The organism is Halolactibacillus sp. JCM 19043, from assembly GCF_001310395.1.
In the GTDB taxonomy this organism is placed as follows: Bacteria; Bacillota; Bacilli; order Bacillales; family Amphibacillaceae; genus Halolactibacillus; species Halolactibacillus miurensis.
On sequence record NZ_BAXD01000002.1, the window covers coordinates 221579 to 231923 of the forward strand.

Annotated in this window: 12 protein-coding genes and 2 pseudogenes; 12 read left to right on the plus strand and 2 right to left on the minus strand. The window is 40.0% G+C overall.

All coding sequences use genetic code 11. The features are described 5' to 3' along the window. Window positions 1-19: 19 nt before the first annotated feature. The 4 genes and pseudogenes from JCM19043_RS02695 to JCM19043_RS02710 all read left to right on the plus strand — a co-directional run bounded on the left by JCM19043_RS02695 (window position 20) and on the right by JCM19043_RS02710 (window position 2485). A pseudogene (locus JCM19043_RS02695) lies at window positions 20-710 on the plus strand (threonine/serine exporter family protein). 19 nt (window positions 711-729) lie between these two features. Beyond that, window positions 730-1203, plus strand: coding sequence for a threonine/serine exporter family protein (locus JCM19043_RS02700; RefSeq protein WP_062319803.1), 474 nt, complete (start codon window positions 730-732; stop codon window positions 1201-1203). 11 nt (window positions 1204-1214) lie between these two features. Further along, window positions 1215-1586, plus strand: a complete 372-nt coding sequence (locus JCM19043_RS02705) for an OsmC family protein (RefSeq protein ID WP_062319760.1) — start codon at window positions 1215-1217, stop codon at window positions 1584-1586. 11 nt (window positions 1587-1597) lie between these two features. Further along, window positions 1598-2485: a fumarylacetoacetate hydrolase family protein gene (locus JCM19043_RS02710; protein ID WP_062319762.1), complete on the plus strand. Its 888-nt coding sequence runs from the start codon at window positions 1598-1600 to the stop codon at window positions 2483-2485. Between the two features lie 63 nt (window positions 2486-2548). On the opposite strand, the gene chbG is transcribed toward JCM19043_RS02710, so the two are convergent. Together chbG and JCM19043_RS02720 are read right to left on the minus strand one after the other, a co-directional pair. Further along, the gene (gene chbG, locus JCM19043_RS02715; RefSeq protein ID WP_062319763.1) at window positions 2549-3247 is read right to left on the minus strand and encodes a chitin disaccharide deacetylase; all 699 of its coding nucleotides are present in this window, start codon (window positions 3245-3247) and stop codon (window positions 2549-2551) included. A gap of 48 nt (window positions 3248-3295) precedes the next feature. After that, entirely contained in the window at window positions 3296-4012 is a 717-nt protein-coding gene (locus JCM19043_RS02720; protein ID WP_062319766.1) for a GntR family transcriptional regulator, read from the minus strand. A gap of 173 nt (window positions 4013-4185) precedes the next feature. Between JCM19043_RS02720 and JCM19043_RS02725 the strand changes: the two genes are divergently transcribed. From JCM19043_RS02725 to JCM19043_RS02760, 8 genes and pseudogenes are all read left to right on the plus strand, one after another. Beyond that, window positions 4186-5487 (plus strand): 6-phospho-beta-glucosidase, encoded by a 1302-nt coding sequence (locus JCM19043_RS02725; protein WP_062319769.1) that lies wholly within the window; start codon window positions 4186-4188, stop codon window positions 5485-5487. A 278-nt stretch (window positions 5488-5765) separates the two neighbouring features. Then, window positions 5766-7174, plus strand: a pseudogene (locus JCM19043_RS02730) (PTS sugar transporter subunit IIC). Between the two features lie 159 nt (window positions 7175-7333). After that, window positions 7334-7561 carry a hypothetical protein gene (locus JCM19043_RS02735; RefSeq protein ID WP_062319771.1) on the plus strand — a complete coding sequence of 76 codons (228 nt, stop codon included), beginning with the start codon at window positions 7334-7336 and terminating at the stop codon, window positions 7559-7561. A gap of 84 nt (window positions 7562-7645) precedes the next feature. Further along, complete coding sequence (locus JCM19043_RS02740) at window positions 7646-7846, plus strand: hypothetical protein (protein WP_197274726.1); 201 nt, start codon at window positions 7646-7648, stop codon at window positions 7844-7846. Then, complete coding sequence (locus JCM19043_RS02745; RefSeq protein ID WP_062319775.1) at window positions 7847-8287, plus strand: DUF3284 domain-containing protein; 441 nt, start codon at window positions 7847-7849, stop codon at window positions 8285-8287. A 49-nt stretch (window positions 8288-8336) separates the two neighbouring features. Continuing rightward, window positions 8337-9422 carry a DUF871 domain-containing protein gene (locus tag JCM19043_RS02750; RefSeq protein WP_062319778.1) on the plus strand — a complete coding sequence of 362 codons (1086 nt, stop codon included), beginning with the start codon at window positions 8337-8339 and terminating at the stop codon, window positions 9420-9422. Between the two features lie 88 nt (window positions 9423-9510). Continuing rightward, entirely contained in the window at window positions 9511-9828 is a 318-nt protein-coding gene (locus JCM19043_RS02755; protein WP_062319779.1) for a PTS sugar transporter subunit IIB, read from the plus strand. A gap of 86 nt (window positions 9829-9914) precedes the next feature. After that, a complete protein-coding gene (locus tag JCM19043_RS02760) occupies window positions 9915-10238 on the plus strand; it encodes a PTS lactose/cellobiose transporter subunit IIA (protein ID WP_062319781.1) in 324 nt (107 codons plus the stop codon). Window positions 10239-10345 lie beyond the last annotated feature (107 nt).

Consider the following 10345-nt stretch of genomic DNA (forward strand, 5'->3'; position numbering starts at 1 on the left):
TCTTCTAGCAGGAAAGTTGATGCTCCAAAGTGGGGCAGAGACTTACCGCGTGGAAGATACGATGGTAAGAATTGCACAAGCTTTTGGTATGGATCGTGCTCAGGCGCACGCCACTCCGACGGCCATCATGTTTGCGACAGATTTAACCGAACCAACGAATTTTGTTCGGATCGTCAGTCGTGAAACAGACCTTCATAAAGTTACCCAAGTGAACGGTGTGTCCCGGGCGATTTCTGCGGGTCACTTAGATGTTACAGAAGCGGCTAAAGCTTTAGAGACGATTGATAATCAAAAAGATACGTATCCTAACTACATTCAATTACTTGCGGCTGCATTTGCGAGTGGATGTTTTACGATTATGTTTGACGGATCTTGGGTCGATTTTCTCCCCGCCTTTTTTGTCGGGGCACTTGGTTACGGCTGATGAGTTACTTTCATGATATGTTGAAGATTCGTTTTTTTGCGGAATTTTTAGCGGCGAGTTTCGTTGGCCTCTTTGCCTATTTGATTATCTTTTTAGATCTTGGTTATCAGATTGATAAAATTGTTATCGGGCAATTATGCCACTCGTTCCAGGGTTACTGATCACCAATGCGGTGCGTGACTTAATGGCGGGTCACTTAGTATCTGGTATTACAAAGGGAGCTGAAGCCTTCCTGACAGCGGCCGCAATTGGAGCAGGTATTGCGGTGATATTCTTTATATTCTAACAGAGGAGGGAACGTGATGATGTTAGTTGAACAACTGGTCGTTTCATTTTTTGCGGCCGCTGGTTTTGCGATTATCTTTAATGTGCCAAGACAAGTGTTGTTTCAATGCGGAACGGTTGGTGCCGTCGGCTGGTTTCTTTACCGGTTACTCGTCCTTAATACGGTTGATGAAGTTGTCGCAACACTTGCGGCCGCCGCCGTTGTCGCTGTCATTAGTCAGATTTTTGCTAAATGGTTCCGGACGCCGATTATCATCTTTAACGTATCCGGAATTATTCCGCTTGTCCCAGGTGGATTGGCGTATGACGCGATGCGTCATTTCGTTGAAAATAATTATGACGTGGCGATTCCGTATGCCGCACGCGTCGTGATGCTTTCAGGTGCGATTGCTTTAGGTCTGGTGTTCTCTGAGATCATTAACCAAATGATCCGTAATGGTAAGTGGAAAAGGTATCATAATAAATACGACCGTAAAGGTCTTGAACGGTCTTAGGAGGCGTCATTGTGATTATAAAGAAAAGAAGGAATATACATCATACGTTACACCAAACGTCGGGTGAGCAAGTCGAGAACCCTATTTTACAGCCGGTGGAATACTTAGAAGCATCGGTTGCGATGTGTGTGGCGAAAACGTTAGATTTTCTTGATGAGCGTGATGGGCTTGAATTGACTGGTTATAATGTGGAGGTCACCTCGACAAGTGATCAATCATTAAGGCCGCGCCGGTTATCGGAAGTAACGGTTAAGATTCAGTTTGATGACGCACTTGATCCAGCACTTGTTAAGAAGCTGAAATTAAAAGCTAAGCGAGGCTGTGTCATTGGTCATACACTTGAACATCCAGTGACAGTCATTTTGTTAGATGACGAAGATTAGGAGGAATCTTGATGAGAATATTAACGTATCGCTTGAAAGACTCAAAAGAAGCTTATCAAGTCGGCTTTCTTAAAGATACGCTTATTTATCCTGTCGACACATTAAAAACATATATAGCGGATGAAGCAGTAAAGCAATTGGTGACAAGTGATCCTGCATTGTTTTATCTCCAGTTACAATCGCTTCCGGCGTTAAAAGCGGCACTTGAGAAAGCATCGCAATCCATTGGTATTAAGCAAGAATCTATCGAATTTGGTCCCGTCGTGACACGTCCAAGCAAAATTATCTGTGTCGGTGTGAATTATTTAGATCACGTGAAAGAGATGGGGCATGATGTTCCGAAATTACCGGTACTCTTTTCGAAATTTTCAAATGCTTTAATTGGTCATGAGGCTAACATTATGGGGATGGCTAAATCAGATCAATTAGATTATGAAGTAGAGCTCGCCTGTGTGATTGGAAAGACGTGTACGGAAGTTGATGAGTCAGAGGCGCTTGATTATCTATTAGGCTATACAATTGCCAATGATATCTCAGCGCGTGACTTACAAAAACGGACGCCTCAGTGGCTTCAAGGAAAAACACTTGATAAGTCAACGCCTGTAGGTCCTGTCATTGTCACAACCGATGAATTAAAAGATCCATCAAAGCTAGCTATTCGCTCATACGTCAACGGAGACGTACGTCAAACTTCATCGACAGATCAATTGATTTTTAATATCCCAACATTGATTGCGTTTATCTCTGACTTAATCACACTAGAACCTGGGGATTTAATTTTAACAGGCACACCGCACGGTGTCGGTTTTGCTGAAAAACCTCCACGACTTTTACAATCGGGTGATGAGGTTGTCTGTGAGATTGAAGGTATTGGCACGCTCAAGAATAAAGTTGATTAAATAGAAACGGTCGTCACGTTTAGCATAATAGTGACGACCGTTTCTATTTATAAGTAGCATAACTTAAATAAGTTCAATCGCTTCAGGGACATTGAGTGACGTCAGAACATCAAGTTCACGCTCTCTTTCGTAAGTGTAAGAAGATGTTTTAAGTAAGGTCTCATCAACATAAGCAGGATGGGTCATAACTTCGATTGTCTCTACTTGTTGTTTGAGCAGTTGTTCAAATAAGTTCGGTTGCGCTAAATCCCCGTAAAAATCTAGCCACAAGCTTTCAGTCAATGACATATCACTTGGATTCTCTAATTGTTCGGTATAGCGGAAAGGTAATTGATACTTATCAAATAAGCGTTTAACCACAGGCTGTAAACAGGCCCAGCCATGTACGTGATGATGGCTGTCAATGTGATCGAGCGTTAAACCTGTCTTTAGAAAGGCTTGTATTTGTGTATCCCACTCCTGTTCCACTTGTTCGATTTCTAAAGGCGTTAAGTTTGTTTCATACTTTGTGAATTTGAATGTATGTGATTCATCTACAAGTAAATCAACCTTTTCACTAAGTGGCTTTCCGTAAGAGAGGGCTAAATGAATCCCTACTTTTAAAGTTGGATGGGCTTTCGCTAGCTTTATAGCATGATCAACAGCCATTCCATTCATCATGAGCGTTGTCCGAGTAACGATGCCATTGGTATGAGCGGTGATGATGCCGTTGTTTATCCCTTCCGTTAATCCGAAATCATCTGCGTTAATAATCACTTTCATAAGTAGTCTCCTCCAATTAAATTCAAATGTATATACATTTGAATGCATTTAATAGAAACGTTCAACTTTAAAGCTCGTTTTATCACCTCTAAAGTATGAACGAGAAAATTCGATGACTCTGCCGTCTTTATCTTCTGCGATGGTTTCAATAAAGAAACAAGGTTGACCGACGTCACAGGCTAAATAATGACTAATATCTTTATCTGCTAGTGTGATTTCAAGGATTTCTGTTGTTTTATGAATGTCGATATGATAATCATTTTTTAAGGTTTGATAAAGTGAGTGTTCCACTTGCTCCTTCTTTATCCCCGGAGCAATTTGCCAAGGAATATAAGCGATCTCATATTGGGTAATGTCATTATTAACCATACGGATCCGCTTGATCTTTTGAATGGGATCGGCTTCATTTAAGCCAAAGCGCTCTTGTTTAGATCCCTTTGCCGCAATAACTTCAATTGTTTTTGCGATGATTTTACCTTCTTTACCTTGAGCTTTTAATTGTTGATCAAAGTGCTCATTTGTATGAGAAAGTATTTGATTTGCTTTTGGTTCAGCCACAAAACTACCTTTCCCACGTTGTCTAATCAGATAACCTTCTTGAACGAGTTGAGACAGTGCGATTCTTACCGTCGTTCGACTAACGTTAAATTCTTTACATATATCATGTTCGGTCGGAAATTGATCACCAACTTTATAATCTTGAGACTTAATGCGCTCAATTAATTCTTCTTTGATAAAAGCGTGTAGTGCTTTTTTTTCTGCCATAATAAAGCTCCCTCCTCGTTGCAGACATCTTTCTTCTAGTATAACAAATAATATTAAAAGTAGTAACAAATTATTTTAAAAAACATTTTTTGATAAATGTATTTACAACGTTTTAATTGTATGATACATTTTATTTGTAAACAATTACAGATTAACTAAAAGGAGTTTTTTATATGAAGCTGGTCATTATAGGGGGAGGATCTAGTTATACACCGGAAATTATTGAAGGACTCATCAAGCGTCATTCATCATTTCCAGTCTCGACGATTGTATTAGTCGATATTGATGAGGGATACGACAAGATGACAATCGTTGGTGAACTAGCGAAGCGGATGATTGAAGCGGCAGGAGTTCCAATCGCATTGTCCTGGACAACGAATCGAAAAGAAGCGCTAAAAGATGCGGCTTTTGTTTCAACGCAACTAAGAGTAGGTGGGCTAAAAGCGCGTGAGAAAGATGAACGCATCCCATTGTCTCACGGTATGATTGGTCAGGAAACAAATGGTGCGGGTGGTATCTTTAAAGCTTTTAGAACCATTCCTGTCTTACTAGACATTGCGGAAGATATTCATGATATTTGTCCAGATGCTTGGATGATTAACTTTACGAATCCAGCCGGTATTGTAACAGAAGCGCTACTTAAGTATAGTCCACATAAGAAAGTGATCGGGGTCTGTAACATTCCGTTTAATATGCAACATTCTATCGCAGAGGTATTGGAAGTAGACCCATCATCTGTCCGGATTGAGTTTGTCGGACTCAATCATTTTGTCTACGGTAAAAAAGTATTTGTTGATGGGATGGACCGAACGCAGGAAGTGCTTGACCGTCTGATTGAACAAGTGGTTAATTACTCACCAGCAAATATTGTTAGTCTTGGCTGGACGGAAACATTTTTGAAATCGCTTCAATTATTGCCGAATCCGTATCATCAGTATTATTACAAACAAGAAGCGATGTTAGCTAAGGACCTTCAATCGTACGAACAAAATGGTACTCGCTCAGAAGTTGTTCAAGAGGTTGAACATAAATTATTTGAGCTGTATAAACAGCCGACACTACATGAGAAACCGAAAGAATTAGAAGACCGAGGCGGGGCTTATTATAGTGACGTTGCCTGTAGCTTAATGTCAGCCTTGTACAATGATAGCCATGAAATTATGACGGTTAATACTCTTAATCAAGGGGCGATTAGAGATTTGCCGCTCGATAGTGTTGTAGAGGTGAACTGTGTGATCACAAAATCTGGTCCGATGCCACTGGCTACTGGTGCCTTACCCGAACAAATTAAAGGTGATATTTTAAAAATGAAAGCCTTTGAAGAACAAGTCATCAGAGCAAGTTTATCAGGAGATTACGAAGAGGCGTTTCTTGCCTTTCTCCTTAACCCGCTTGTCGGAGATGAAGACCGGGCAAAAGTTGTGTTAGATGAGTTACTTATCGCGCATCAAGCGCATTTACCGCAGTTTAATTAGGCTATTTTAGAGTGGAGCGATACGTTAGTCCCCTGAGGGCTAACGTTGACTGCCACTATAAATAGAATGTGACACATAACTCTAAAAGGTGTAGGCGTTCATCGTAAAAGGCATATTTTTTCATTCTATCAAAATAAAGCGCTTACAACGTGTGGAGGCCAAAGGCATGAAGACTACCTTTATTATTTGAAAGGGGTGATAGCGAATTTCGGGATAGGTGTGAATGGTGTCAAGCTATTCATTAACAACATGAGTAAAAATTATAAGGGGGTTTTTGAATGAATGCTTTAACGTTATGGTTGGAGAAATACTTTCTTCCAATCGCAGGTAAGATTGGTGGACAAAAACACTTAGTCGCTTTAAGAGATGCCTTTATTGGAACGATACCGGCAACAATGGCTGGTTCTGTCGCGGTTATGATTAACGCACTTATTAGAGATTTACCGCCGCAATTTTTTGATGGATATGATGGTAACTCGATCCCGATTATTAGGGAAATCATTGGGATCAATGGTTTTGTCTGGAACGGGACCTTAGCGATTGCCGGGTTAATCTTCGTCTTTTCGTGGGGATATAATTTGGCTAAAGCCTATGGTGTCAATGAGCTTTCCGGTGGGATTGTTTCCACTGCAGCAACAATCGCTGGTGTGACCTTTGCTTTCTCCGGTACGCTATCAGGGTTAAGTCTAGATGAAGCAACCGTCACCTCGATTAATGATGCCGGATGGGCCGCCACGGCCTCTGAAATTACCGCCGGCGGTTGGGGTTGGATTCCTTTAGGGAACTTAAACGCGAACCTATTCTTCACGGCGATGATTATTGGTTTTGTTTCTACTGTTATTTTTGCTAAATTGATGCTTGCGAACATTACGATTAAATTACCAGATTCTGTTCCGCCAGCTGTTTCAACAGCTTTCGCATCCATTATTCCAGCAACAATTGCGCTTTATGTTGCCGCACTTTTCTATTTTGTTTTTGCAAAAGTTGTACCAGGTATGACATTCTTAGAATGGACACAAAATACGATTGCCTTACCACTCCTTGGTTTATCACAAGGTTTTGGCGCAGTAATTTTAGTCACCCTCTTTGTTCAACTGTTTTGGTTCTTTGGTATTCACGGGCCAACGTCTTAGCACCTATTTTAGAAGGGGTATTCGGTGTTGCGCAAATTGATAACGTTAACTTGTTCCAACAAGGTGGGACAGAGCTTGTAATTGAAAAGGGTTATATGTGGGTGAGAGGATCGTTTGATGCTTACTCTTGGTTTGGTGGTTCTGGGGGAACGATTGTTTTAATCATTGCGATTATTATGTTCTCAAAACGTAAAGATTATCGTACAGTAGCGAATCTATCAGTTGGACCTGGTATTTTTAACATTAATGAACCGATTATGTTCGGTTTACCGATTGTGTTAAACCCACTCTTGTTCTTCCCGTTCTTATTAGCACCTGTTGTTTCAGTATCAATCGGTTACTTTGCGACAATTGCAGGGTTAGTCGCACCGGTGTCACAGCAAGTCGCTTGGGTGACACCGCCGTTCTTACTATCGTTTTTAGCAACAGGGGCCGACTGGCGGGCGCCAATCGTCACACTTGTGGCGATGCTTGCCTCCTTTGTCATTTGGGCACCGTTTGTTATGGCGGCAAATAAAGTCGAACCGGAATCAACAGAAGAGAATCAATCATAAGCTTAACAAAATAATAGATAGACAAAGGTCGCTTAAACGGTGTCCTTTGTCTATCAACAAATAAATGATATATACATCTGACAAAAAGACTCATACAATAAACAGGCATGAACAAATAAAAGACAGTCAGATAATCACAGATGAAGGGGGTCACTTAAGATGATAGAAATTAGTTCACCAACACAACAAGATCGGATCATTGACTTATTAACAGCCATCGACACGGGTGATGTGACGTTTACGTTTAAAGAAAAAAAGGGGATTTCACTCTACTTTGACACAACGACCGATGATTTAGAACAAGCCGCAAAAATAGCGAAACGAGCGATTAAAGCGGAACCTTGGGGATCGATTCTTTACTTTCGAAGCGTGCCTCATCATCAGTAATCACCGTTCGTTTATCAGTTATTATGTGATGGAAAAGCAGTAGCATGTACGTAACAGATTCACGTTAAAGAAGATACGACATAAGTGAAAAGGGTGTGGAAGATGGGGAAGTGGGGATTATTTTTCTTGAGTATCGGTTGTTTAATGATTATTTTTGCCGCAGATGCTAAAAGTGGCACCTATGATATATTGAGTCTCGTAACAGCCGGCTTTTTTATTGTAATCAGTATCGTCATGATTACAAAAGAAAAGCGACAAAAACTTTCTGAAAATCAGGTGGAATAAATGGAACTTACAATGAAAATCAATGTCCCGGCCGCATTCTTTTACGATACCATTATGCGTTCGGTACTAGCTGATGTCAAACAACAAACAAATCAAGAGCTCGCAGTAAAAGAACTACAGGGATTTGAATACGAAAAAACATTTTCAAAGTCGGCCTCAGCTACAGTGAAAATAAAAACACTCGTTGAAAACGAATGTTATGAATATCAAACCATCAGCAGTAAAAACAACTTTACGGTTCTCTACCGGATCAAGCCACTTGATGATGAGCGTGTTGAACTGCATTATTCTGAATCTATGACATCACGAGGCGGCTATATGCAAAAGTTAAACGATGCCTTTGTCGGTGTGATTTGGTCATTTCTTAAAAAGAAAAAGTTTAAAGAGATGCTGAAGCAAATCGAGTCAACTTATAGGTATCAGCAACAATCACAAGCCTAGAAGTAAGAATTAAATAAAACAATGGTTCATATTAAAAAGGAGCATGCACATGCGAAGGATTGGCGTCTCACTCTACTTGTCTAAAAGTACATTTGAAGAGGATCAAGCTTATCTCGATTTAGCTAGAACGTATGGTTTTACGAGAATTTTTACGAGCTTGTTGGAAATTGAAGGCGATACGACAGAAGTCATTAACAAATATAAACGTACAATTGATTATGGAAATTCTATTGGTATGGAAACAATATTAGATATTAGCCCGGGCTTATTCAAACAATTAGACATCGGGTATGATGATTTGAGTTTTTTTAAAGAATTAGGTGCTGCAGGGCTTAGATTGGATCTGGGCTTTACCGGTTTAGAAGAAGCGATGATGACCAAAAATCCTTACGGATTAAAGATTGAAGTGAACATGAGTAGTGGGACAAAGTATATTGACAACATTATGAGTTATCATCCAAATACCGATTACTTATGTGCGTCGCATAATTTTTATCCGCAAAAGTATACCGGTATTTCACAAGCGCATTTTGAAGAGACAACGGCGTGCTTTAATAAGCACCGTCTTACGACGGCTGCCTTTGTGACATCTCAAGTCGGCCAGTTAGGCCCATGGCCGGTTCAAACCGGATTATGTACACTGGAAAGTCATCGTGAATTGGATATTCAGACACAAGTGACCCACTACCGCTTGATGGGGACGATTGATGATTTGATTATTGGTAATGCTTATGCGAGTGAAGCTGAGTTAAAAAGCATGTCAGAAGCTTTCTTCTCAAAGCACCCACTATTACCGGTGGAGCCTCTCCTGGATTTATCGGCGATAGAAAAGAAAATATTATTTGATGAAACGCATATATTTAGAGGGGACCGGTCAGAGTACTTGATTCGCTCAACCGCGACGCGGGTTAAATATAAAGCGGAAGACTTCCCGGTGCGTGAGGTTAAACCGATTGAAAAAGGCGCTGTCATTATCGGAAGTAATGACTTTGGTCAATATAAAGGTGAAACACAAATTGCTTTATCATCGCTTGAAAATAAAGGTGAACGGAATGTCGTCGGCAAAATCAAACAAGAAGCGATCTTTTTACTTGATGATCTAAAGCCGTGGTCAAGTTTTTGTTTAGCCGAATAACTATGTAAATGAAGTAACAATGAATAGATGAGTCAGTGAATGATGGATGAGTGAAAGAAGAGGTAATGACATTAGGAGGTCGTTGGAAATGAAAACAATTTTATTGGTATGTTCAGCAGGGATGAGTACAAGTTTACTCGTATCAAAAATGCAAAAGGTTGCCGAAACTAAGAATATTGAGTCTGATATTTCGGCTGTATCAGCCTCAGAAGTTGATCAAATCATGGCAAAAAAAGATATTGATGTCTTATTATTAGGGCCTCAGGTGAGATATATGAAGCCACAGTTTGATAAGAAAATGGCAGGAAAAAATATTCCAGTTGATTCCATTGATATGAAAGATTATGGCATGATGAATGGTGAAAATGTGTTAGCGCAAGCTATCAAATTAATTGAGAATAAATAAAGCTAGCGATTGGCTAAAATATAGACCAAAAAAAATAAAGAAGAAATAAAAAATTAAGCACGTGTTGTAAAGGATGGGGTTTTAAAATGAATGAAGGAAGTTTAGAGATGATTTCTTTTCAAATCATCAGTAACGTTGGCACAGCTAAAAGTTTAGTGATGGAAGCACTCCAAGCCGCAAAAACGGGTGATTTCGAACAAGCTGAAGAGAATTTAACAGAAGCTAATCAATATTTTGTTGAAGGACATAAAGTCCATGCGTCACTTATTCAAAAAGAAGCCGCTGGTGAGGCCGTTGAATTTTCTATGCTATTTATGCACGCAGAGGATCAATTGATGAGTACAGAGACCATCGCCACGCTCGTAAGAGAGATGATTGAGATGTATAAAAAGATGGAAGAAACGAATTAAAACGTAAGACTTAATTAATTATATGAGGATCGCTACTACCTCTTCTTATCGTTTGGTCATGATGACCGGATGGAAAGAAGAGGTTTTTCCTCGTTGATTTATGGTTG

Bases quoted from the DNA above. Each gene is read 5' to 3' on its own strand.
- JCM19043_RS02745 (WP_062319775.1), top strand. From the start codon at position 7,847: ATGGAACTTACAATGAAAATCAATGTCCCGGCCGCATTCTTTTACGAT.
- JCM19043_RS02725 (WP_062319769.1), top strand. From the start codon at position 4,186: ATGAAGCTGGTCATTATAGGGGGAGGATCTAGTTATACACCGGAAATT.
- chbG (WP_062319763.1), bottom strand. From the start codon at position 3,247: ATGAAAGTGATTATTAACGCAGATGATTTCGGATTAACGGAAGGGATA.
- JCM19043_RS02760 (WP_062319781.1), top strand. From the start codon at position 9,915: ATGAATGAAGGAAGTTTAGAGATGATTTCTTTTCAAATCATCAGTAAC.
- JCM19043_RS02735 (WP_062319771.1), top strand. From the start codon at position 7,334: ATGATAGAAATTAGTTCACCAACACAACAAGATCGGATCATTGACTTA.
- JCM19043_RS02750 (WP_062319778.1), top strand. From the start codon at position 8,337: ATGCGAAGGATTGGCGTCTCACTCTACTTGTCTAAAAGTACATTTGAA.
- JCM19043_RS02700 (WP_062319803.1), top strand. From the start codon at position 730: ATGTTAGTTGAACAACTGGTCGTTTCATTTTTTGCGGCCGCTGGTTTT.
- JCM19043_RS02710 (WP_062319762.1), top strand. From the start codon at position 1,598: ATGAGAATATTAACGTATCGCTTGAAAGACTCAAAAGAAGCTTATCAA.
- JCM19043_RS02720 (WP_062319766.1), bottom strand. From the start codon at position 4,012: ATGGCAGAAAAAAAAGCACTACACGCTTTTATCAAAGAAGAATTAATT.
- JCM19043_RS02755 (WP_062319779.1), top strand. From the start codon at position 9,511: ATGAAAACAATTTTATTGGTATGTTCAGCAGGGATGAGTACAAGTTTA.